We start from the raw sequence: 23,904 nt of genomic DNA, 5'->3' as shown, positions 1-23,904 counted from the left end.
AGTAATTAATTTATGATTACAGAAAGAATGCCGAATAACTCACTATAATTTGTATGCTATTTAGAGATTAATTCAGATGACGAGCCCAATTTTTAGCTTGGACCGAACAGATATCAAAATATTGGATATTCTTCAAAGAGATGGAAAAATATCGAATATTAAACTTGCCGAAGAAGTGAACTTGTCAGCGACGGCTGCTTTGGCTCGGGTGCAAAAATTAACTAAGGAAGGCTTTATTCTGAGTTATGAAGCACGCTTAAATCCGAACATGCTCAATGCCAGTTTTGTGGTTTTTGTTGAGATACTTTTGGATAAAACCACCCCACATGTCTTGGAAGATTTTCGCCATGCCGTGCTACAGCATGATGAAATTGTGGAATGTCATATGACCAGTGGGGGCTTTGATTTTGTGGTGAAGATTCGCTGTGCCAGTATGGATGAGTTCCGAAAAATCTCAGGTCAAGTCTTGTGGCAACTACCGGGCGTTAAAGAAACGCGCAGTTATCCCGTGATGGAAGTCATCAAAGAAAGCTCACGTATCCAACTTAAATACAAACCTGTGTCGAAATAATTTAGTACATGAAATGTAAAAAAGGGGCTTAAAAGCCCCTTTTTTTGGTCTACACGTTCGATTAAAGTTGTGTAGATTCTTCTTTCATTTCAGCCATCGCTTGTTTGTACATACTGTCTGCTTGTTCAAAGCGTTGTACTACTTCAGCTTCAGGGGCTTTACCCATTAAGCTTACCACTACAATGCTGATCCAAGAGAAGATGAAACCTGGAATAATTTCATATAGACCTAAGTGTCCTAATGCATTTTTCCACACAATCACGGTTACTGCACCAACAATAATACCTGCAATAGCACCATTCAAGGTCATGCGCTTCCAGAACAAAGACAAGATAATCAGTGGACCAAATGCCGCACCAAAACCTGCCCATGCATAAGCGACAAGGCCTAGAACTTTACTGTCAGGGTTGCTTGCTAAACAAATTGCAAGAACAGCAACAGCAATAACCATGAAGCGACCCACCCAAACCAATTCTTTTTGAGAAGCGGTTTTACGGATGAAAGCTTTGTACATGTCTTCTGTCAATGTTGTAGAACAAACCAGTAACTGACAGCTTAATGTACTCATCACCGCAGCTAAAATTGCAGCTAAAATGATACCCGCAATCCAAGGGTTGAATAAGAGTTTAGTCAGTTCCATGAACACAGTTTCAGGGTTTTGAGAAACCACAGCCGCCAGTTCAGGGTGTTGTTGGAAGTACGCGATGGCAATAAAACCAGCACCTACCGCACCACCTAGACATAAAATCATCCATGTCATACCAATGCGACGCGCAGCAGGAATCGTTTTCACAGAATCCGCAGCCATGAAGCGCACTAAAATGTGTGGCTGACCAAAATAGCCTAAGCCCCATGCCAATGATGACAGGATGGCAACAGTGCTGAGTTCAGAAACAATATGCAATGCTTGTGGGCGAGCCGTTTCAAGTAAGACTGTGAACTGTGCAGCATTACCATCAATCGCAAGGTAAGTCATGATTGGGGTAAGCAGCAGAGCAAAAATCATTAGACCTGCTTGGAAGGTGTCTGTCCAGCTAATTGCAAGGAAGCCGCCGATACACACATAACTGATGGTTGCAATTGCGCTAATCCACAGTGCAGTGGTGTAGTTCCAACCAAAGATACTTTCAAATAGGCGCGCGCCTGCGACCATGCCTGAAGCACAGTAAATCGCGAAGAATACTAAAATAACGACAGCTGAGATCATACGTAAGATACGTTTGCGATCTGCGAAACGACCTGTGAAATAATCAGGTAGGGTGAGGGCATTGTTTTGGACTTCAGTATGCACACGTAAACGTCCTGCAACCAATAGCCAGTTGAGCCATGCACCAATGATTAGGCCTACGGCAATCCACGCTTCAGACAAACCAGACAAATAAATTGCGCCCGGTAAGCCCATCAGTAACCAGCCACTCATGTCTGATGCACCTGCAGAAAGCGCAGTAACTACACTTCCTAAGCTACGACCACCTAAGATGTAATCATCAAAGTTGTTTGTGGACTTGTATGCATACAAACCGATGCCAACCATGGCAATGATATAAACTAAAAATGTGACGAGGGTGGGGTTAATTTGACTCATAGGCATTCCTTGGCAAAATCCGACTTGGGAGATTTTTTAATCGCTTTGTTTGAGACGGCGATTCAAGCATAAAAATAAAATTACACTCTGTAACAGTTGTGATATTTTTTTGTATATTTTGTGTAACTATTAATTGTTTTTTAAAATTAAACAATAAGTTGTTGAAAATATGTTGTTTATTGGTCAATTATTATTCTTTTTTTATAGGGTGAATGAAATTCTAAGCATTTATTTCGTAAAATCAGCGGGCTAGTTATAATTTATGATTTTTTATTGCTTACGAAAAATTACATTACCTACAAAACAGGTGTATTTACATATAAAGTGTTTCATTTATGAAATGTATTTACAGCCGTGAAATAGGTAGAAAAGACGAATATTTCACCATTGAACTAATTTTGTTAAGGCATTCATACTTTGAGTGCATTGGAAAACTTTCATATTTCTAATTAGAAAATAGGAATTCAATGGCATTTTCTGCTTGCTTTGGCACAAGTGAAAATAGAGTCGGTATAAATTAACTGCACATTTGGCAAAATCTCTCCTGAAATTGTGCAGACCATTGCGGTGGTATGTGATCAATTGAGCCAAACTATTGAAGGTTAGACATACGCTTTTCCCTATAGATGTCTATCAAGATAGAGCGGGCACCACAAATTAATATGAATAGCAACGAAGTGTTGGCTGGCCAGTTTTGTATTGGAGCATCTATTCCATTTTTAAGGTAAATACGAGGTTATTCATCCAAATGACCTTGTCAATAAATCTCAATCGATTAATGATGTCTATCCAACGGTGCTGCGTTCTAGTCACTTATTAATGGTATTGCAGCCTTAAATACCAAATGTATTCAAGCCAATCAACAGGTATGCTTGGATATAGTCATGCGTAGTGCTGGTATGGTGACTTTGTTTAATCGAATCTTAGGTCATGCGAAATGTGATGAAATGGGTAAACAGTGTATTGCGGAAAACAAAACAGTTCAGTGAGTGGTATTGGAGAAAGGGTTGTTGACTTAATAACCCTTAGGTCGCATTTTCTCATTTGAAACTTGGCTGCTGAGGTGACGCCTAAGGTTGTATCTTTAGCATACGCTAGCTAGAACATTTATAACTATATATAGGTATAAAAGTAGTCAATGCGCTGCTTTTATACTTTTTAGCCGATACAAACTAACAAAAGGTAGCAGTTAGAACTACAATAAGCTTGAGTGAAGAACCATGATTAGATGTCTATGCTGAGTAAATTAAGCCAATTATTTAAATTAAAGAAAGATGCGCCAGAACAACTTTTTTTGCAGCAGCATCAGATTGAATATGATGATGAAAAAGGCTTTATCATTGAAGGTATTGTGCTAAATGCCATACATGCTGAACGTTTGGTCTATTTTTCAAATCGTAGAATTAGTGAGTTTGATGATCTTAATGCACTTTTTTATAGTGCTATGCTAATCAATGAGAAAATCGACTTAGAAATTGCCAATGAACGATTTGTCGCACGTTTAGGTAATAATCTAGAAAACTTAACTGAGCTAAAGCAAATGATTAAGCTACTTAATGACTATTACTACCAGTTTATACGTGACAAAAAATAAGTCTTTTGAAAGCCATAAATTTGAGTTGTAAAAAGGACTTAGCGCTAGATGGATGTTGTTCTTGTCGTGAAAAATAACATGCAGCGAGAGGACATCATGCTAGTATATGACGCATGTTTTTAAACGCTAAAGCCATGTCCATGTTCCAAGAAGAAATCTCCCAACTGAATGTGCAACAACTAAAAGCAGGCGAAAAACGTTGGCTGGGAAATTTGCTCGGCTCTTCAGCTGCATTATTCATTCATACGTTAAGTTCACAAAATAAAAAGCTCTTTGTGGTTGTGGCAAAAAATAATCAACACTTAGCACAACTCGAAAGTGAATTTGAATTTTACGGTATTCGACCGACCATTTTCCCAGACTGGGAAATTCTGCCTTATGATCGTTTATCTCCTCATCAGGATATTGTGTCTGAGCGTCTTGCAATTTTATCCAATATGCCGCAAACAGGCGTCTTACTGATTTCGGCTTCGACCTTGGCGCAGCGTGTAGCGCCGACGTCGTGGGTGTTGGGAGAACACTTTGATATTCACGTTGGTCAAAAGTTTGAATTGGAACAGCAAAAGAAGCGTTTAATTCAAGCAGGCTATCATTTGGTCGACACAGTATATGACCATGGTGAATTTGCGGTTCGGGGTAGCATTATGGATATCTATGCCTCAGGTCAAGCTGCACCAATTCGTATAGATTTGTTTGATGATGAAATTGAAACCCTCAAATTTTTTGATCCTGAAACGCAGCGTACTACGCAAAACTTAAAACAATTTTCCGTATTACCGGCTAAAGAGTTTCCGCTGAAAGAGGCACGCAGCATATTTCGTGATCGCTATGCAGAAATGTTTCCGACGGCAAATCCAAAGAAAAATCCAATTTATCAGGATGTGTTAGAAGGGATTGCATCACCAGGAATTGAGTTCTATTTCCCGCTCTTTTTCAGTGCAGCGCAGATGGAAACCCAAAGTACACTGCTTTCGTATTTACCAAGTCACTCCATTGTCATTACAGATAAACAAGTTGATGATGGTTTAGATAGTTTTTGGAAAGAAATCGATCGACGTTATGAAGACCGTCGCCATAATGTTGATCAGCCAATTTTAGCCCCTAACCATCTTTTTATTTCGACCAATCAAGTTTTAGAACAGCTCAATACCTTTCCCCGCATTATTGCTTCAGTCGAGGCTTTTGATCTAAAAGCGGGTGTGACCAATTTAAACACTGAACTTCCACCACGTTTAGCGGTCGATCCTAAAAATGAAAAGCCTTTTCATGCGGTTAAACAGTATATTGATGCTGCTAATCATCCAGTATTACTGGTTGCTGAAAGTGCGGGGCGTCGTGAAACTTTAAAAGATGCGTTGCGCGCAACATTGGGAGAGATTCCTAATGTCGAGAATTTTGCTGAATTTCAAAGATCCTTGCATGCCATTGCAATTACCAGTGCGCCATTAGAGCGTGGCTTGGTATTAAAAGACAGCATTAGCATCATTTCTGAAAATCAGTTGTATGAGCATCGCGTTGTACAGCGTCGCCGTAAACGCCAGCAAGAGGTTTCGGAAGAGTTTCTCATCCGAAGTTTGACTGAACTGAGTATGGGTGCGCCGGTGGTGCATATCGACTATGGTGTGGGGCGTTATGCGGGCTTAGTCACTTTAAGTATTGATGATCAAGACTACGAGTTCTTGCAGCTCGATTATGCCGATGCGGCCAAAGTTTATGTTCCTGTCACCAATTTACATTTGATCAGCCGTTATAGCGGCGGCGACCCAGACTTAGCACCCTTGCATAAGCTAGGTACTGATGCTTGGAGCAAAGCAAAGCGTAAAGCGTTGGAGCAAATCCATGATGTAGCAGCAGAGTTATTGCATATCCAAGCCCGTCGTCAAGCCAAACCAGGTTTTGGTTTTGAGTTGGATCAAGGTCAATATATGCAGTTTGCCAGTGGCTTTGCCTATGAGGAAACACTCGATCAAGCCAATGCCATTGAAGCGACTTTGTATGATATGCAATTGGCTAAGCCGATGGATCGCTTGGTCTGTGGTGATGTGGGCTTTGGTAAAACCGAAGTTGCGATGCGCGCAGCATTCTTAGCCGTGCAGAACAACAAACAAGTGGCTGTTTTGGTGCCGACGACGTTGCTGGCCCAACAGCATTATGAGTCTTTTAAAGACCGTTTTGCAGACTGGCCTATTCGTATCGAAGTTTTATCACGTTTTGGCAGCAGTAAATCACATACCAAAACGATTGAGGATTTAGCTGAGGGCAAAGTCGACATTGTGATTGGTACGCATAAAATTTTACAAGAAAGTGTCCAGTTTAAAGACTTAGGCTTGATGATTGTGGATGAAGAACACCGCTTCGGTGTACGTGATAAAGAGCGGATTAAAGCAATGCGTGCAGATGTGGACATGTTGACTCTGACTGCAACTCCAATTCCACGGACTTTAAACATGGCCTTTAGTGGCATGCGCGATCTATCCATTATTGCCACCCCACCTGCACGACGTTTAGCGGTAAAAACTTTTGTGCAAGAACATACGGGTGATTCAGTTAAAGAAGCCATCTTGCGTGAGTTACTGCGTGGTGGACAAGTTTATTTCCTACATAATGAAGTAGAAACTATTGAACGTGCAGCGGAGAGTCTTCGAGAGTTGGTCCCTGAGGCGCGTGTGGCTGTTGCACATGGTCAAATGCGTGAACGCGAGTTAGAACAAGTCATGCAGCAGTTCTACCATAAAGAATATAACGTGCTGGTCTGTTCAACTATTATTGAAACAGGGATTGATGTTCCGAATGCTAATACCATTTTAATTGAACGGGCAGATAAGCTGGGTTTAGCGCAGTTGCATCAACTGCGTGGGCGTGTAGGGCGCTCGCATCACCAAGCTTATGCCTATCTGTTGGTGCCATCCATCAAAGGATTAAAAGGTGATGCTGAAAAACGTCTGGATGCGATTCAGCGGGCATCGACATTAGGTGCGGGCTTTATGTTAGCGACGGAAGACTTAGAAATTCGCGGAGCGGGTGAGCTACTTGGCGAGCAACAAAGTGGTTCAATGCAAGCCATTGGCTATAGCTTATATATGGAGATGCTCGAAAAGGCGACCAAAGCCATTCAAAAGGGCAAAACCCCAAATTTCGATGCGCCACTCTCACTGACCGCAGAAATCAATTTACATATGCCAGCCTTAATTCCAGATGAATATCTGGGAGATGTCCATCAGCGTTTATTGTTTTATAAGCGCATTAGTAATACGGACAGTCAGGAAAAACTTGATAACATTCGTATGGAGTTGATTGACCGTTTTGGGATACCACCACAACCTGTGAAACAGCTTTTTGCTGTGCATCAGATGCGTTTGAAAGCAGAAATATTGGGTATTACCAAAATCGATATCGCTGCCAATGGTGGTACGATTGAATTTTCACCAGATACTCCTGTTCAGGCAATTAGTATTATTCAGATGATGCAAAAACACCCGACCTTTTTTAGGATGGAAGGTGGTCAGCGCTTAAAGGTCATGGTCATACTAGAGGAATATGAAAAACGGATTCAATTTATCAATGACTTATTGGAAAGTTTGTTGAAAGAGTTGCATTAAAATTTAGTTTTAATTTGCTGTGATTTCATACAGATATCTGGTCTTTCTTGCGCACTTGCGCTATAAAAAGAAAGACTTGATTTTTTGATGAAATTTATTAAAGTAATAAATGTGATGTGGTTCAAAGTAAAACGTAGTTTATTTGTGTTGAAACACATTGCTTACAATATTCACCTCTGATTGGATGTGATAGTATTAGTCATTATTCTAATTTGCATCATTTATAAAGATATGTTTAGTTTGCATCCACAACTTGCTCAAGATACGTTTTTTGTAGGCGACTTTCCACTTTCAACATGTCGCTTAATGAATGATATGCAATTCCCGTGGCTAATTTTAATTCCACGCGTGCCAGGCATCACTGAGTTATATGAGCTCAGTCAAGCCGACCAAGAACAGTTTTTACGTGAGTCAAGCTGGTTATCAAGCCAATTGGCTCGTGTATTCCGTGCTGACAAAATGAATGTTGCTGCTTTAGGTAATATGGTTCCGCAGCTCCATTTTCACCATGTTGTACGTTATCAAAACGACGTCGCATGGCCAAAACCAGTTTGGGGTACACCCGCTGTTGCTTATAGCAATGAAGTGCTTGCGCATATGCGTCAAACTCTAATGCTTGCACTACGTGGCCAAGGTGATATGCCATTCGATTGGCGTATGGACTAATACACGTGAGAAATCAAATCAGGGATGATTTGATCGTGTGCATAATGGGGAACGAGCAGTGCCATTAGATCATTGGTTATCTAAAGAGCCCAAACAATTTGTGTATTTCCATCGTGCGATGGGATATGGCATGCTGTCTTTAATAACCATCGTCTATCATTATACGATGGCAGATACCAAATATCAGATTTACGTGCCGCTGCTGTTGCTCATTGTATTATTGATCACCCCCCCATTTTCAAGGTGGTTAGGTTATCGCTTCAATAATACGATGCAACGCGGTGTGATGTTTGTTATAGATATTGTCATTACAGCGATCATTTTAGCCGCTGTACATCTCAGTATCGTACTCACATTTTTAACCATTTTTGCTATGCTTTATACGGCTATTAGCAATAAAATTTCTTTTTTGATGGTGTCTTTGGCCAGCCTGATTGGGGTGGTTGTCTTTTATGTCTCGATTATCTTTGTCTTTGGTTTTGGTGAGTATTTCGAGGCCACCAGTACCGAACTGATCGTATTGGGCTTTTTGTGTCTCACCACTTATTTTGGTGTGGGTAGCTATTATCAGCGTAACCAAATGCAAGACATATATCGCCGCAAAAATCACTATTTTGATCAGATGAACCGTTATATGGAGTTTGCCAATCAGCTGAGTCGCTATGCACCAGTTCAGTTGTGGCAATCGATCATGAAAGGTGAGTCTGAAGCGAAAATTGAATACAAGCGTAAGAAACTGACAGTTTTCTTTTCAGATATTCAGGGTTTTACAGAGCTTTCTGAAAGCTTAATTCCGGATGATTTAGCATTCCTACTCAATGATTATTTAAAACACATGACCGAGATTGCGAAGCAATATGAAGGTACTGTGGATAAATTCATGGGGGATGCAATTTTAGTGTTCTTTGGTGACCCTAATTCTGAAGGTGTAGAGCGTGATGCTCAAAACTGTTTGGAAATGGCTATGGCGATGCGTCAGCAAATGAAAATTCTGCGCGAGCGTTGGGTGAAAATGGGGTATCCGCCATTGCATATTCGTATGGGGATTTCTACAGGGTATTGCCACGTAGGGAACTATGGTGCATCGCACCGTATGGCTTATACCATTGTTGGTCGTGATGCAAACCTTGCGGCACGTTTACAAAGTGCAGCACAAGTGGATGAAATTTTAATTTCGGACGATACGCATAATTTAGTAAAAAATGATTATCTTTGTGCGCCGAAAGCGCCAATTTTCCTTAAGGGGATTAAAGGTGCTGTGAAGACGTGGCAAGTTGTTGAAAAATATACCTCGCAAAAATCAGATTATCAACGCTGGTTTGATTATGAATATAAAGGATTTCATTTACTGCTGAACTTAGATGAAGTGCAGAATTTTGAATATCCGCAGTTAATTCAAGTCTTAGAAAAAATGATTCAACGTATTCAAACCCAACAGAAGATGACCAACTCGCAAGGTATCGTCAAACTCAATCTTGAAGATGAAGTAATAGAGCCTGTTCAGAAAAATGAGTATCATTAATTTAATGGTATGAGATATAAAAATGAGAGTCATAAAAAAAGCCACTACAATGAGTGGCTTTTTTTGGCTTTGAAAATTAGTGATTTTCAGATGCGTGGTTAATTGTGTATTTAGGAATTTCAACTTCTAAGTCTTCATCCACTAACTTCACTTGGCAAGACAAACGAGAGTCGGGTTCTAAGCCCCAAGCACGATCCAGTAGATCGGCTTCAACATCATTCATTTCTTCTAAGCTGTCAAAGCCTTTACGTACCACAACGTGGCACGTTGTACATGCAGCGGACATATCGCACGCATGTTCAATCTTGATCCCATTTTTCAGTAGGCTTTCACATAGATTCGCATTCTGTTCAACTTCAAACTCAGCACCTTCTGGGCAGATTTGCGCATGTGGGAGAACTTTAATACGTGGCATAGTCTTTACCTATAAATTAGTTTGAGTTTGACCAGTCGTCGAGTTTTGTGCCTTTCAGCGCTGCATCGATATGCTGATTCATACGTGCTGCTGCAAAAGCATCACTGTGTATTTTAAGCTGTTCAACAGCAGATTCAATTGCTTTGATTTCTGTTGTTTCGAGTGTTGCTTCTAATGAAGTTTTGGCCGCATTTAATGCAACTTGTTGTTCATTCGTGAGCAGGTGAGCATCCACTTTCAAGGCTTGCTCTAAAGCTTCGAGTTCGCGTTTTGCTTCAACTTTGGTTTCTTGTAAGTGACGAAGATTTTTATCTTCTTCAGCAAACTTGTAACCATCGAGCAGTAAGCGTTCCATGTCGCTATCAGCCAAACCATATGATGGTTTGATGTCAATTTGTGCATGTACGCCAGAGGTTGTTTCTTTAGCTGAAACCGTCAGTAGGCCATCGGCATCCACTTGGAAGGTCACTTCAATACGAGCTTGGCCCGCAGTCATTGGTGGAATACCGCGAAGGACAAAACGACCTAAGCTACGGCAATGCTCAACCAAATCACGCTCACCTTGAACCACATGAATCAACATCGCTGTTTGGCCATCTTGGTAGGTGGTGAACTCTTGGCGACGTGCAACTGGGATTGCGGTATTACGTGAAATAAGACGCTCAACCAAGCCGCCCATGGTTTCTAGACCGAGAGAAAGAGGGGTTACATCAAGCAGTAATGCGCCATCGGCTGTGTTTCCAATCAACTGATTGGCTGTAATCGATGCACCAATAGCAACAACTTCGTCTGGGTTGATGGTACATAATGGCTCTTGAGCAAATACATCGCGTACAGCGTTTTGTACAGCATAAGAGCGAGTTGAGCCACCGACCAAAACCACGTTTTGAATGTCGCTGAGTTCAAGTTTGGCATCGCGGAGGACGCGTTTACACACACTAATTGTTTTATCTAAAGCAACTTTGATAATGCTTTCAAATGTCGCACGATCAAGAGTTAAGCTATGTTCTAGGACTTGTAAATGAGCGTTTTCTGCGTCGGTTAAAGCTTCTTTGGCTTTACGTGCAGCAACTAAAACGTGTGCATATTCAGTGTCATCGAACTGCTCAATGTTGAGTTCTTTTTTCGCCCATTTTACGATTAAACGGTCGAGATCATCACCGCCTAATGCGGTATGTCCACCCGTCGCTAACACTTCAAACACGCCTTGTGAAAAGCGTAAAATTGAAACGTCAAAGGTACCGCCACCCAAGTCATAAATCACATAGTTGTGATCATGCGCAAGATTGGTTTCTTGGTCGAGACCATAGGCAACTGCAGCAGCAGTAGGCTCATTTAAAAGACGTAATACGTTTAAACCCGCAAGTTGTGCGGCATCACGTGTCGCTTGACGCTGAGCTTCATCGAAGTATGCGGGAACGGTAATCACTGCACCATTGACTTCATTTTTTAAGCTCGCTTCAGCACGATCTTTCAGTTGCTTTAAAATTTCAGCGGACACTTCGACAGGGGTTTTGCGACCCTGAGCGGTTTCAAAAGCTGGCATTTGATTATCTTCCCCCACTAAAGTGTAGGGGTGTTGAAACTTAATGTCAGTTTTAGAACGTCCCATAAAGCGTTTGACTGAAACGATGGTGTTTTTAGGATCAGCAGTCAAAAATGGTTTTGCTTCGTCGCCATATTGGGTTTGATTTACACCATAATGCGCGATCGATGGGAGTAAGACACGACCTTGTTCATCATGCAAAACCTTTGCTTTGCCTGAAAGTACAGTTGCAACTAGAGAGTGAGTTGTACCTAAGTCGATACCAATGGCAATACGGTGTTCATGTGGCGCACTTGATTGTCCAGGTTCTGCAATTTGCAAGAGAGCCATGTGTTACATCCTTTGAGCGTCAAAAATTAAAAATAAGTTAAAATTCATCATCTAAATCAAAGCTATCGTCATCTTCAAAACGATCTTCAGCTTTATCTATGTCATGCATGACTTTTACAAAGAAGCGAAGTTTGCGGACATCATCACGTGCCTCAGTCCAATCTTCCTCTTCAAAATCAATTTTGAATTCGCGGACTAAACCATCAATCCATTGTTGAACGTCTAATTTGAGTGATTGTAATTCATCTGCTGAACGTGCTTCATCAAGTTGTTCACGGATTTCTAGGGCAGACTGGAGAAATTCAAAATCATTGATGGATTGATCAAGATGATAATCTTGTTTTTTTAATCCTAATAAATATCCTGCACGGCTATCGACCTGAGATAAAACTTTGAATGCTTGATTGATCTCACTTGATTTTATGAGGGCTTGATCTTTATCGAGAGCTTTATCTGGGTGATATTGTTGCTGCAACTTTAAAAATTCTGATTTTAAGGTTGCTAAATCAATATCGAGTGCTACTGGGAGGTTAAACAACTCAAAATGATTCATAGGAGAGGGATTCCGCGCTAAATTGGGGGTCATTGCGAAAGCAAAAACACTCTATGTAAATGCAATTAAAACAGTGTGATACACACTGTTTTAATGTTGAAAAGCAAGTTAATGAACTGTTATACGGTGAAAGATTCACCACAGCCACATTCGCCTTTTTTGTTTGGGTTGTTAAACTCAAAGCCTTCGTTTAAACCATTTTTCACGTAGTCCATCTCCATACCATCGAGATAAACCAAGCTTTTTGGGTCTACAAATACTTTCACCCCAAACTGCTCAAAGGTGGTGTCATGTGCATCAATTGAATCGACAAATTCAAGCACATAAGCCAAACCAGAACAGCCTGAAGTTTTCACGCCAACGCGAATACCTTCACCCTTACCGCGATTTTTTAAATAATTGCTGATATGAGTTGCAGCATTTTCAGTTAAGTTGATCATGAAAACTCCCTAATCTTTCTTTAAAATGCGAAGCAATTAAGCTTTAGATTTTTTGCTGCGGTAGTCTTCAACAGCAGCTTTAATAGCATCTTCAGCCAGTACAGAACAGTGTACTTTTACTGGAGGAAGAGCAAGTTCAGTTGCGATATCAATGTTTTTGATCGCTTGAGCTTGATCTAAAGTTTTGCCTTTTAGCCATTCAGTCACTAAAGAGCTTGATGCAATAGCAGAGCCACAACCATAAGTTTTGAAACGTGCTTCTTCAATCACACCGTTGTCATCTACTTGGATCTGTAAACGCATAACGTCGCCACATGCAGGTGCTCCGACCATACCTGTACCTACGTTTTCAGCATTTTTGTCTAATACACCTACATTACGAGGGTTTTCGTAATGGTCAATTACTTTTTCGCTATAAGCCATGATGCGTCTCCAAACCTCGGGGTCAGCGTTAATATTAAATATGGGGTCAAAACTTGATTTTTCAATGAAGTCATCCAGTATGTGGATGACTTCAATGGGGAAAATTAGTGTTCAGCCCACTCAACTGTAGAAAGGTCGATACCGTCTTTGTACATGTCCCAAAGTGGAGAAAGTTCACGAAGTTTCTCAACTGCAGAACGCGTCACTGTAAGTACATGGTCAATGTCTGCTTCAGTGGTGTATTTACCAAAACTGAAACGAATTGAACTGTGCGCAAGTTCGTCAGACAAACCTAGTGCACGTAATACATAAGAAGGTTCTAATGTTGCTGAAGTACAAGCTGAACCCGAAGATACAGCAGCGTCTTTCAACGACATCATTAACGATTCACCTTCAACAAAGTTGAAACTTACGTTTAAGTAGTTCGCAACGTTTTGTGTTGGGTGGCCGTTTAAGAAAATTTGTTCTAAGTCTTGTAAGCCATTCCAAAGCTTGTCACGAAGTACGCGAATGCGTGCTTGTTCAGAAGCTAAGTTTTTACCTGCAAGTTCAAATGCTTCACCCATACCAACGATTTGGTGTGTTGCAAGTGTACCAGAACGCATACCGCGTTCATGACCGCCACCATGCATTTGCGCTTTTAAACGAACACGTGGAGTACGACGTACATAGAGTGCGCCAATACCTTTAGGGCCATAAATTTTATGAGCAGAGAAGCTCATAAGGTCAACTTTCATTGTTGAAAGGTCAATTTCAACTTTACCTGCAGCTTGCGCCGCATCGACATGGAAGAAAATCTTGTGTGCACGAGTAATTTCACCAATTGCCGCAACATCAGTCACAGAACCAATTTCGTTGTTTACCATCATAAGTGAAACAAGAATAGTGTCTGGACGAATAGCTGCTTCAACCATTTCAGGGGTAATTAAGCCCGTGTTTGGAAGTGGCTCAAGGTAAGTGATTTCAAAACCTTCAGACTCAAGCTCACGGCAAGTGTCTAAAATAGCTTTGTGTTCAATTTTACTTGTAATAATGTGCTTGCCTTTAGACGCATAGAATTGTGCTACGCCTTTAAGAGCTAAGTTATCTGATTCAGTTGCACCAGAAGTCCAAACAATTTCGCGTGGATCTGCTTTGATCAAGTTCGCAACTTGTTCACGTGCATATTCTACTTTCTCTTCTGCCTGCCAACCGTAAGCATGAGAGCGAGATGCTGGGTTGCCAAATGTGCCGTCAAATGTCAGACATTCCATCATGCGTTCAGCGACTTGAGGGTCTACAGGAGTTGTTGCTGCATAATCAAGATAAATTGGACGTTTCATGTCAAATACCTGTTACCGATAAAAGGGCTGAATCTGAAGGTGCTGTGTTTTGGCGAATGGCAACTTTTTGAACGTTGTCACGTGCTACAAGGTCAGCAAGAGTGATTTTAGCGAGATAGTCGGCAATGTGATGGGAGAGTTCTTGCCATAAATCGTGAGTTAAGCACATTGCGCCATTTTGGCAGTTGCCTTTATGGTCACAGCGAGTGGCATCAACTGTTTCGTTTACAGCTTCAATAACTGCTAATACCGTAATTTCATCAGCGCGACGAGCTAAGTGGTAACCACCGTTGGCACCACGAATACTAGAAACTAAGCCGTGGCGCTTTAATTTCGCAAATAACTGTTCAAGATAAGCAACAGAGATAGTTTGACGAGCTGCAATTTCTGCAAGCGTGATCGTTTGTTCAGTTGGCTGCAAAGCTAAATCAAGTAGAGCAGTCACTGCGTAGCGTCCGCGAGTTGTTAAGCGCATGATTCGATACACATGATTAGACTAGATGTGCCGATTTTAAGAATCCTGACTAAAATAGTCAAGTTTTTTTAATAGGGATTGTGCGTATTTAATTTGCTTGAAATATTATGTAGTTATGCAAGCCAAATATTATATACCAATAAGCCAATCAAAAGTATAGAAAACACAAAAAATGTGACATTTATACGTTTTTGACGTTGCTCGATACGGCGGATACGATTTTTGTATTGTTTCACTTCAACCTGTAGAGTGTTGATTTTAGAACGTTGTTCTTCAATTTTCTCTAAAAGAGGTGCAATACGTTTTTTGGATGCAACGACATTTTGTGGATCAGTTGGTTCAGTTAACCAGTTTTTCCAGTCGGCAAGAACTTTAGGTGCACTAAAATGTAAAATTAAATCTCGGAACTCATCTTTTAAGGTGATGTCACCATCAATACGCATGGTTTTAATACTGCGACGGTTTCCAAAGACGAAAATTTTAATTAAATCCATCAATGTGGTGCGTACATCTAGGTCGACCGGTTTTTCAGGTGCTTTGGCATCAAATAAAACACCTTGAGCGGTAAAGGTGATATAGAAGTCAAAATAAGGCAGATAGCTATTTATTTTAATCGCAATATTTTGCTCAACAAACTTTTTACAGTGAAGTGCAACCACACGGTCGTGTTTTAAAATAAGAGAAAAGATCGTCTCAAGAACAATCATCACCATAGTGAGTAGCATATGTGTTTGATTGTGTTCTTTTTGAGAATCACTCATAAGTAGTAACCTAAATCCTGACCTGAAATGAGCATCCTGCTCGCAAAAACTTCAGACTTAAAAATAAAAATGTAATAAAGATGCTTTGTAGAACAGTTTTACAAATCGATCAAGTCTAATATTTGCTAGTATAGTGCAATCTATAAGATTTTTTGGATGTTTTTGCACATAAATCATGCAGGAGATGGTGTTAATGGAAAAAGCAGATATAGAGTTAGATGATATTTCGCAAGAAGATGAAACACTAAAAAAAACAAAAACTAAGCATCATTTTCATCGTAAAAATAGTTTGGATTTTAGAAAGTATACCAAGCAAATCTGGTTAGCCGGTTTGGGTGCTTTTTCACGTGCAGAGGAAGAGGGGAATAAATTATTTGACTCGTTGGTCCAAGTCGGCGAAGAGTTAGAATCTAAAACCACTGAAATTGCTGACCAAACGGTTGAAAAGGTATCTGAGAAAGCACGTGAATCGGTGACGGATACTAAAGACAAGGTTGAGAAGATCGTGGATCGTGGAGTAAATCACTCCTTAAACCGCATTGGATTGGTCACGGTGAAAGACATTCAGTACTTAGAAAACCTGATTCTTCAACTGAATGATAAAATCGATGTTTTGATTGAAGAAAATAAGAAGTTAAACGAAAAAGTGAATAAAAAGTGATCTGGTTGTGCTTTTGTACCTTTTTCAACGTTTTTTTGTGATTTATTTTCCAAAAAAGCATATACAGAGTATTGCGTTTTCACCTAAAGCATTGCTATAAAGGCGTTACGGTAATTTATACTAAATTTTTGGACCTTAAATAAACGATATTAAGAGGACGCGATCCACATGAATAAATCAGAATTAATTGATGCAATTGCAGAGAAAGGGGGATTGTCTAAGACTGATGCTGGTAAGGCCTTAGACGCTACAATTGCTTCAATCACTGAAGCGCTTAAGTCTGGTGATACAGTTACACTTGTTGGTTTTGGTACTTTCAACGTGAAAGAACGTGCTGCACGTACTGGCCGTAACCCACAAACTGGTGCTACTTTAGAAATTAAAGCAAGCAAAGTACCAAGCTTCAAAGCTGGTAAAGGTTTAAAAGATTCTGTTGCTTAATCTTTTAAATAAATACTAAACGCGCCTTTTCGGCGCGTTTTTTATTAAACATTAGAAAATGTGTCGATAACACATTCATTCATTGCTGCTTTTCAGTTAAAATCTCGGGCAAATAAAATATTGGAATACTTATGGAATCTTTTCGTAAAGTTATTAAGGGTTGGTTGGGCAAAGCTTTGCTCATTTTGTTTTTGACCCCTTTAGCACTTGTAGGTATTGAAGGATATTTTAGTAGCGGATCAAAAGACGCTGTAAAATCAGTCAATGGCCAAGATATTTCTGAAAAGGAATTAGAGACCTTAACCGCTTCCTTTAAAGAACAATTCTTAACTTATGCCAATGGGGATGAAACTTTACTCAACCAAAGCTTTATTAAAGATAAGGCGATGGACCAACTGATCGCAAACACTTTGTTATTGCAACAGGCTGAAAAGCTGGGCATTTCACTCAGTGATACTCAAATTGAACAGATGATTGCTCAACAGCCAAGTTTTCAAGAAAATGGAAAATTTTCAGAAACGCGTTATTCAAGCTATTTGCAGTCTGTGGGTATGAGTAGTGATGCGCTCGTTGCAAACTTACGTCAAGACCATGCATTAAAAATGATGCGTTCGACTTTTGTTGATTATGCATTGGTGAGTAAACTAGATATTCAACAAATTGCTAACTTACAAACAGAACAGCGTACTGTGCAGTTTGCCAATGTAAATCTTGATGAATATAAAAAGAACGTCAAGGTTTCAGCACAAGAGATTGAAAACTATTACAAGCAACACCCAGCTATGTTTAAACAAGTGGCAAGTGTAGATGTTGACTATGTGCTGTTAACACCAGCCAATGTACCTGCTGCTGCTTCACCTGTAACAGATGCGGAGTTGCAGCAAGCCTATACACAGTTTGTTGAAGCACAAAAAGATAATGTTGCGCCTTTGGTTAAACATATTCTGATTACGACGGATGCACGTACAGATGCTGAAGCGAAAAAACGTGCAGAAGAGGTTGTGGCAAAAATTAAAGCAGGAACAAGCTTTGCAGCAGCTGCGGCTCAATACTCTGAAGATACTGCATCTAAAGCGAATGGTGGTGCTTTAGCAGTTTATAACAAAGGCACTTTTGGTGATGCTTTTGACCAAGCTGTAGCATCACTTAAATCAGGTCAAGTATCAGCGCCTGTAAAAACTGAATTTGGTTACCATGTCATTGAAACTGATGCGCCAGCTGTGAAGTTGCCATCTTTTGAAAATGAAAAAGCACGTTTGACGGCGGAAGTTCAAAAGAATAAAACAGCCAATGCATTCTCTGATACTGTAAACAGTTTAAATGAACTGGTTGTAGACTCAGATGCTTTAGATGTGGTGTCTCAAGAAGTTAAAGGTGTACAAGTTCAAACTGTAAAAGGCATGACCTTATCTACACAGCATCCTGTATTAAGTAATGCTGCGGTAAAAGTGAAACTGTTTAACGATGACGTTAAAAACGGTGATCGTAACGCGACCAGCAGCATTCAACTTCCGAATGGGGATGTGGTTTGGGCAAAAGTACGTGATTATCATGCGGCAGGTGTCCAAACGCTTCAAGAAGCAACACCACGTGTGAAAGCAAAATTGGTTGAACAAAAAGCTTATGATGCTGCTAAAGCTAAAATTGCTCAAAGCTTAAAAGATTTTAAAACTCAACCAGCAGTATCTGTTGTTGCCAAGAGCGGTTTGACCTTTACTCCACCGCAAGTGTTTATTCGTTCACAAGGCTTACCACGTGCAGTTGAGCGTGCGGCGTTTAGCCAAGCGGCACCAAAAGCAGGACAGTGGTCTGTAACAACAGCATTATTGCCAACAGAAATGGTGGTGGTAGCGGTATCAAACGTAAACAAGACGACGTCTAGTGCGTTGACGGATGAGCAATTGGCTGAGCTTTCGAAGTTATATCAACAACTTCGTGGTCAGCAAGAAGCTGAAGATTATGTGCAATACTTAAAAGCACATGCAAAAATTAAATAATCGTATGACATAAAAAAACCTGCATTCGTGCAGGTTTTTTTATGTGTGTAGATAAACAAATTTTATTTAAGGATAAACAAGCTTAGGCACGAATTTTGAGCTCATAACCTGAATATTTACGAATATTAATCACGCCTGTATCTAAAATCAGGTACTGACCTTTGATCCCTTGTAACTTGCCGCGAATAACTGGGGTTTTATCCAGATTGTGGGATTTGATTTTCTCAGGGTATTGCTCAACTGGATAAACAAACTCGCGCGGCAGTTCGGTTTCCAAAAGCTCAACAGTTTCATTGAACTCAAGGTTTTGACTAAATTCCTCACGAATGGCTTGGATTTTAGATGCAAATTCTTCGATGAGTTGTTCGCGAACTTCAATCAAGTCGAGTGGTTCAGCTTCGCCCTTGAGCAGTTTACGCCAATCGGTTTTGTCTGCCACTTGTGTTCCAAACATAATTTCGAGTTGGCCTGAAAGACGACGCGAACCGACTTTCATAATTGGAAGGGCTTGGGTTGCACCTTGATCAAGCCAACGAGTTGGCATTTGGCTAATCCGTGTAATCCCAACTTTTAAGGCACTTGAGTTAGCTAAATAAACAATATGAGGCTGAAAGCAAACTTCATGCGCGAAGCTGTCTTCTCGGCAGGTGCCTAAGTGGTAGTGACAGGTTTCAGGTTTCATAATACACATGTCACAAGAGGCTTTGGTCTTAAAGCACTTGAAGCAATGGCCTTGTGAAAACGATTTAGAGGTTTTCGTACCACATGAAACGCAGAAGATTTTACCAGTCCATTCAATCTCGATTTCTTGACCCAAGTTAAAAGGAAGGTCAACTTCTGAACGATCTAGGATAAATTTATATTCAACATTTGCCTTGTGTGTATGTTGATCAGTTACACTAAGGTCCTTAAGACCTGCATGCATTTTATGGCAAATGCCTTGAAGTTCCATACAGAATTACTCACTCAATATTAAGGATGCGGTTATGGCTGAACTGAACGTCATTACTTCTATGCTAGACGATTTATCTCAAGAACAGCCTATTTCAACTGCATTGTGCATTGGGCAGGATCTCAGCCCAAATCATCATCAATCTATTCAATGGCAATATTTTAGCGTATCTGACTTTTTAAGTCTGCCTTTTACCCAGCGCTATGATTTAGGTTTTGTACTTTTTGATACGGCAGAAATGCAAAATATAAGCTCACAACAAAAATCACAACTATTGGTGCGTTTAAGAGATTTGATGGCAAAGCGTATTGTGGTGGTGAGTCAATTGCAGGATGAACAACTGCTTCGTGCTTTAGGTTTTACTCAACTGATCGATAAAACGACGCATGGTAAAGACTTTGCTTTATGGCAATTTAATATTTTGACCTATAAGCATGTGCCTGACTGGTTCAATTCAAAATTTTGGGCGAATCCTGAAAACTGGAATAAATTCCGTTGGTGATTCGACTGCGACTGTATTTTTTCATTCATAGCAAAAATTAACAATTTATCTCTATAGGGTTTTTTTAAACATCGTATGCTGTTTAAAAACCTAGAAAGGATAGAGTGATGACGAACCTGAATAATATTATAGAAATTTTAGCAAAGCAGGCCATGGGCGGTCAGCAACAGTCAAACCAACAAAGTGGTTTGGGTGGAATTTTGGGTTCGGTGCTTGGACAACTCGGAGCGGGTGGTACAGGCCAAACACAACAGGGTGGTCTGGGTGATATTTTAGGCTCGGTGTTGGGTGGTTTGACTGGTGGGCAGTCGCAGCAGGTGCCAAACTCGCAGAACTCAGGATTTGCAGGTGGTGGAAAAAGTTTATTGATTGCGGTATTGCCTTTGATTTTGGCATGGATTCAACAGCAAGGTGGTTTGCAGGCTGCTTTAGATAAACTCAAAGGACAGGGTTTAAGCAGTCAGGTTGAGGACTGGGTTTCTACAGGATCAGGAGAGAACGCCAGTGTAAATCCAGAGCAAGTGCAAAACTTGTTTGATGATGCCGCGGTGGAGCAAGTTGCAGAGCAAGCGAATGCGCCTAAACAAGATGTATATAGTGCTATTTCACAAGTGTTACCGCAAATTATTGACTCACTCACCCCGCAGGCAGGACAAACCAACCCTCAAGAAGCCAACGCGGATATTCAACAGGTGATGAATTTAGTATCTGGCTTTTTAAAGCGTTAATGTTAAAAAATCATCTTTGTAAAACTTACCTAGATAAACAAAGCCAGCAAATTTGCTGGCTTTTATTTGCCTATAAGTTGTTGCAATAAAAAACACGCCGAAGCGTGTTTTTTTGTTTTTTAAGTTCGGTTAAGACTTAGAAGTCGTAACGGAAACCTAAAGAAAGTGCTGTAGAGTTTTCGTCTTTAGCACCTTTTACAGAGTTACCAAAGCTACGACCTTCTTTCCAAGGAGTAAGGTCTGCATTTTTATCATTTAACATGGTTGCAAGGTTTGCATATACACGTACTGCCTTGTCTAAACGATGTTCAACACCAACCGCTAAAAGGGTAGAGTTTGCATCATCGGTGTCAACGTCACGGTGGAATACCTGACCGCGTACATAAGTTTTCGGTGCCACTTTATAGTCTGCTGCTACGCCAAATACTTGTGCATCAGCATATTTTGCTGCAGTACCTTCTAAATCATGTGTAAGGTATTGGTATAAGCCACCGAAGTTTAATTCAGGTGTAATTTTATATGCTGCCGCAACACGGAAACCATCACGTTCGCCTGCGCCAATTGCAGAGTTTTCTTCGTAACGTTCATAAGCAGCAGCAAAGTCAACCGGACCTTCGTTATAAGTTAAAGCTAGATCGTAAGCTTTATTATCGTCCTGACCTTCACCAGTAGTTGCATCTTTTGGAATTGAAGTTTTTGGATGTAATGATAAAGCTGCAAGTACGTTAAAGCCACCACCGAATTTAGGAGATTTATATTCAACGGTATTTTCGTTTCGTTCATCAAACTTTTGATCACTAACACGTGTTACGTTGCGGATATCACCAACCATGTCACCAAAAAAGTTGACTGGACCACGAGCCACTTTAAATGGGCTGTCAAAGCGACCTGCACGTACTTGACCAAAGTCACCTTTTAAACCTACAAAGGTATCACGAGTAGAAAAATCAACGCTTTTGTCATCTTGGTTGCCGCTAGCAAAGTTAATTTCTTGCTCGATTTGACCAAAAACAGTCATGCCGTTTTCTAATTTTTGTTCAGCTTTGAAGCCTAAACGTGATGAGTTTGAAGAAAGACCAACTTCGTTATAGTCAGCGCCATCATCCAGATAGTCTAAAGAAACATGCGCACGGCCATAAATTTTTACGTCAGCAGCCATCGCTAAAGCTGGTGTAAGTAAAGTTGCCCCAACTGCTAATGCGCAAAGTGTTTTTTTCATGTGTAGCTCCAAGAAAGACTTTTTGTTGATTCGTCTATAAAAGGTTATTCAGTCGTCTTTTTATTCATCAGACTTCTGTCTCTTGGCGCTCATTATTGATTACAAATAAGTCATTAATATTAAGGTAATATTACAAAAATATTAAACAACTCAATGTCAAATGCATTTCCGCGATAAATTGTTAAGGTTGATTTTGAGTGCTTAGGTTATTGATCTTATTTATTTTTAGACCTAAAAAAGGAGCCGAAGCTCCTTGATTGAATGGATGGAATTACAAAGCAGCGCGAATTTTTTCTGCTTGTGCTTTGATTTTTTCTTGATCACCCATTTGTAACGCATGCTTACCTAGCTCATGTACCGAACTCGGAATGAGGTGGAAATGTACATGGGGAACGGTTTGCCCAGCAGCAGCTCCAGACAGTTGCATGAGGACAATGCCTTGGGCATCCAAACCGACTTCAATGGCTTTTGCTACTTTTTGTACCACTTGAATGGTGTAGGCAGCAGCATCGGCAGGGAGGTCGAGTAAAGTCACCGCAGGTGTCTTGGGTATGACTAAAGTATGACCGTCTGCTTGAGGCATAATATCCATGAATGCAAGAACTTGGTCATCTTCATATACTTTAATGGCTGGAAGTTCACCACGTAAAATTCGTGCAAAAATGTTTTGCTCATCGTAAGCCATGTCTATTCCTTAAGTTTCGCTTAAACTGATTTACTTACAGTTTAATTCTTTTTGACGTTCTTTAATCGCGTCAAGACGTTGTTGCTCTTTTTCAGAGAATTTCGGTTTAGTGGTGTAGCAATTATCATTGCCAAATTTTGCTTTCGCTTCAGGGTCCTTAAAACAGAAACCTTTAGATGCATAAATGACATCATGATCATCTTTTAATTTTTGACACTCTTGCTCAGGTGATGCCGCAAAACTTTGCGCCCCGATGAATGTTGCAAGACTGGCAAAAACCGCTACAGTCAACTTTTTCATGAGAATTTCCTCAGTTTGTAACATTGTATGTAGTCACGCTATTACTTTATAGGGGTTTGTTCTGTTTATTCAATGGTGAGTTCTTACTCAATTGTAATTTTACTTCATAATTACTGCATATAATACATAAAATTTATATATATCAAGAGCTTTTAAAATAGCAGATAGAACTGGATATTCATGTTTTTTATGTAATTTAGCCTATTTTTACAACTTTTCTTAGGCTCTAACGTTTTAAATTTCATTGAGAGGGCCCAGTGCTTCGGTACGTCAGCTTTTTTAACCTTTAATGTTCGCCTCATCTCAAATGCTATTTCAGGCATTTTTATACGATTAGCAATGAATTTTTTTAAGCTATTCATTTTTTTTGAATTGAGTACTTATGTATCATTATCGGTTAATGATATTTTTCTGTCTTAAATGGACTCTTTTACATGCTTATTTTAGATAGTCTAAAAGCTTTATCTATTGCTATTTTATTATTGAATGCTGAACCGTACCGGGTTTGTCGGAGACTCAATATTCTGAGAGACTATTCCGATGACAAAATTAAAATATACCCCTGAAATCAGAGAAAGAGCGGTTCAATTATTGATTGAATCTGAAAAAGATTATCC

23 protein-coding genes are annotated in these 23,904 nt (G+C 40.1%); 10 read left to right on the top strand and 13 right to left on the bottom strand.

What is annotated here, in order from left to right:
• Positions 1-76 precede the first annotated feature (76 nt).
• Positions 77-571, top strand: a complete 495-nt coding sequence (locus MF4642_RS13590; protein ID WP_078426555.1) for an Lrp/AsnC ligand binding domain-containing protein — start codon at positions 77-79, stop codon at positions 569-571.
• A gap of 61 nt (positions 572-632) precedes the next feature.
• Here the strand turns inward: MF4642_RS13590 and putP are convergent, their stop codons facing one another.
• Positions 633-2,156, bottom strand: coding sequence for a sodium/proline symporter PutP (gene putP, locus MF4642_RS13585; protein WP_078426554.1), 1,524 nt, complete (start codon positions 2,154-2,156; stop codon positions 633-635).
• A gap of 1,228 nt (positions 2,157-3,384) precedes the next feature.
• Between putP and MF4642_RS13580 the strand changes: the two genes are divergently transcribed.
• The 4 genes from MF4642_RS13580 (at position 3,385) to MF4642_RS13565 (ending at position 9,537) form a co-directional block, all read left to right on the top strand.
• On the top strand, positions 3,385-3,750 hold the full coding sequence (locus MF4642_RS13580; protein WP_078426553.1) for a hypothetical protein: 366 nt from the start codon (positions 3,385-3,387) through the stop codon (positions 3,748-3,750).
• A gap of 140 nt (positions 3,751-3,890) precedes the next feature.
• On the top strand, positions 3,891-7,349 hold the full coding sequence (mfd, locus tag MF4642_RS13575; RefSeq protein WP_078426564.1) for a transcription-repair coupling factor: 3,459 nt from the start codon (positions 3,891-3,893) through the stop codon (positions 7,347-7,349).
• Between the two features lie 231 nt (positions 7,350-7,580).
• Positions 7,581-8,015, top strand: coding sequence for an HIT domain-containing protein (locus MF4642_RS13570; RefSeq protein ID WP_005401212.1), 435 nt, complete (start codon positions 7,581-7,583; stop codon positions 8,013-8,015).
• 58 nt (positions 8,016-8,073) lie between these two features.
• Positions 8,074-9,537 carry an adenylate/guanylate cyclase domain-containing protein gene (locus MF4642_RS13565; RefSeq protein ID WP_078426563.1) on the top strand — a complete coding sequence of 488 codons (1,464 nt, stop codon included), beginning with the start codon at positions 8,074-8,076 and terminating at the stop codon, positions 9,535-9,537.
• Between the two features lie 76 nt (positions 9,538-9,613).
• Here MF4642_RS13565 and fdx read toward each other — a convergent pair whose 3' ends face one another.
• The 8 genes from fdx to MF4642_RS13525 all read right to left on the bottom strand — a co-directional run bounded on the left by fdx (position 9,614) and on the right by MF4642_RS13525 (position 15,802).
• Positions 9,614-9,952 carry an ISC system 2Fe-2S type ferredoxin gene (fdx, locus tag MF4642_RS13560; RefSeq protein ID WP_004697000.1) on the bottom strand — a complete coding sequence of 113 codons (339 nt, stop codon included), beginning with the start codon at positions 9,950-9,952 and terminating at the stop codon, positions 9,614-9,616.
• A 16-nt stretch (positions 9,953-9,968) separates the two neighbouring features.
• Positions 9,969-11,828 (bottom strand): Fe-S protein assembly chaperone HscA, encoded by a 1,860-nt coding sequence (gene hscA / locus MF4642_RS13555; protein ID WP_078426552.1) that lies wholly within the window; start codon positions 11,826-11,828, stop codon positions 9,969-9,971.
• Positions 11,829-11,865: 37 nt separating this feature from the next.
• Positions 11,866-12,381 carry a Fe-S protein assembly co-chaperone HscB gene (gene hscB / locus MF4642_RS13550; protein WP_078426551.1) on the bottom strand — a complete coding sequence of 172 codons (516 nt, stop codon included), beginning with the start codon at positions 12,379-12,381 and terminating at the stop codon, positions 11,866-11,868.
• A gap of 119 nt (positions 12,382-12,500) precedes the next feature.
• Complete coding sequence (gene iscA, locus MF4642_RS13545) at positions 12,501-12,821, bottom strand: iron-sulfur cluster assembly protein IscA (protein WP_004697006.1); 321 nt, start codon at positions 12,819-12,821, stop codon at positions 12,501-12,503.
• 36 nt (positions 12,822-12,857) lie between these two features.
• Positions 12,858-13,244, bottom strand: a complete 387-nt coding sequence (gene iscU / locus MF4642_RS13540; protein WP_004697007.1) for a Fe-S cluster assembly scaffold IscU — start codon at positions 13,242-13,244, stop codon at positions 12,858-12,860.
• Between the two features lie 104 nt (positions 13,245-13,348).
• Complete coding sequence (locus tag MF4642_RS13535; protein ID WP_004697009.1) at positions 13,349-14,566, bottom strand: IscS subfamily cysteine desulfurase; 1,218 nt, start codon at positions 14,564-14,566, stop codon at positions 13,349-13,351.
• A gap of 1 nt (position 14,567) precedes the next feature.
• Positions 14,568-15,041: an Rrf2 family transcriptional regulator gene (locus MF4642_RS13530; protein WP_004697011.1), complete on the bottom strand. Its 474-nt coding sequence runs from the start codon at positions 15,039-15,041 to the stop codon at positions 14,568-14,570.
• Between the two features lie 113 nt (positions 15,042-15,154).
• A complete protein-coding gene (locus tag MF4642_RS13525) occupies positions 15,155-15,802 on the bottom strand; it encodes a hypothetical protein (protein WP_078426550.1) in 648 nt (215 codons plus the stop codon).
• 193 nt (positions 15,803-15,995) lie between these two features.
• On the opposite strand from MF4642_RS13525, the gene MF4642_RS13520 reads away from it, so the two are divergent.
• The 3 genes from MF4642_RS13520 (at position 15,996) to MF4642_RS13510 (ending at position 18,901) form a co-directional block, all read left to right on the top strand.
• A complete protein-coding gene (locus MF4642_RS13520) occupies positions 15,996-16,463 on the top strand; it encodes a phasin family protein (RefSeq protein ID WP_004984677.1) in 468 nt (155 codons plus the stop codon).
• Positions 16,464-16,631: 168 nt separating this feature from the next.
• Entirely contained in the window at positions 16,632-16,904 is a 273-nt protein-coding gene (locus MF4642_RS13515) for an HU family DNA-binding protein (RefSeq protein ID WP_004697018.1), read from the top strand.
• A 131-nt stretch (positions 16,905-17,035) separates the two neighbouring features.
• Entirely contained in the window at positions 17,036-18,901 is a 1,866-nt protein-coding gene (locus tag MF4642_RS13510; protein WP_004697019.1) for a SurA N-terminal domain-containing protein, read from the top strand.
• Between the two features lie 82 nt (positions 18,902-18,983).
• Here MF4642_RS13510 and MF4642_RS13505 read toward each other — a convergent pair whose 3' ends face one another.
• Positions 18,984-19,853 (bottom strand): DUF2797 domain-containing protein, encoded by an 870-nt coding sequence (locus MF4642_RS13505; protein WP_004697022.1) that lies wholly within the window; start codon positions 19,851-19,853, stop codon positions 18,984-18,986.
• A gap of 34 nt (positions 19,854-19,887) precedes the next feature.
• Here MF4642_RS13505 and MF4642_RS13500 point away from each other — a divergent pair, with 34 nt between their 5' ends.
• The gene (locus MF4642_RS13500) at positions 19,888-20,355 is read left to right on the top strand and encodes a DUF6231 family protein (RefSeq protein ID WP_004697025.1); all 468 of its coding nucleotides are present in this window, start codon (positions 19,888-19,890) and stop codon (positions 20,353-20,355) included.
• 107 nt (positions 20,356-20,462) lie between these two features.
• On the top strand, positions 20,463-21,083 hold the full coding sequence (locus tag MF4642_RS13495; RefSeq protein WP_078426549.1) for a YidB family protein: 621 nt from the start codon (positions 20,463-20,465) through the stop codon (positions 21,081-21,083).
• A gap of 136 nt (positions 21,084-21,219) precedes the next feature.
• On the opposite strand, the gene MF4642_RS13490 is transcribed toward MF4642_RS13495, so the two are convergent.
• The 3 genes from MF4642_RS13490 to MF4642_RS13480 form a co-directional block, all read right to left on the bottom strand.
• A complete protein-coding gene (locus MF4642_RS13490; protein ID WP_004697028.1) occupies positions 21,220-22,302 on the bottom strand; it encodes a porin in 1,083 nt (360 codons plus the stop codon).
• A gap of 271 nt (positions 22,303-22,573) precedes the next feature.
• Positions 22,574-22,987 (bottom strand): HIT family protein, encoded by a 414-nt coding sequence (locus MF4642_RS13485; protein ID WP_004697031.1) that lies wholly within the window; start codon positions 22,985-22,987, stop codon positions 22,574-22,576.
• Positions 22,988-23,017: 30 nt separating this feature from the next.
• Positions 23,018-23,287 carry a YARHG domain-containing protein gene (locus MF4642_RS13480; protein ID WP_078426548.1) on the bottom strand — a complete coding sequence of 90 codons (270 nt, stop codon included), beginning with the start codon at positions 23,285-23,287 and terminating at the stop codon, positions 23,018-23,020.
• Positions 23,288-23,904 lie beyond the last annotated feature (617 nt).

The organism is Acinetobacter sp. MF4642, from assembly GCF_002018925.1.
Taxonomy (GTDB): Bacteria; Pseudomonadota; Gammaproteobacteria; order Pseudomonadales; family Moraxellaceae; genus Acinetobacter; species Acinetobacter johnsonii.
Note: the sequence above shows the minus strand (reverse complement) of the source record. Positions and strands in the feature narration are given on the sequence as shown.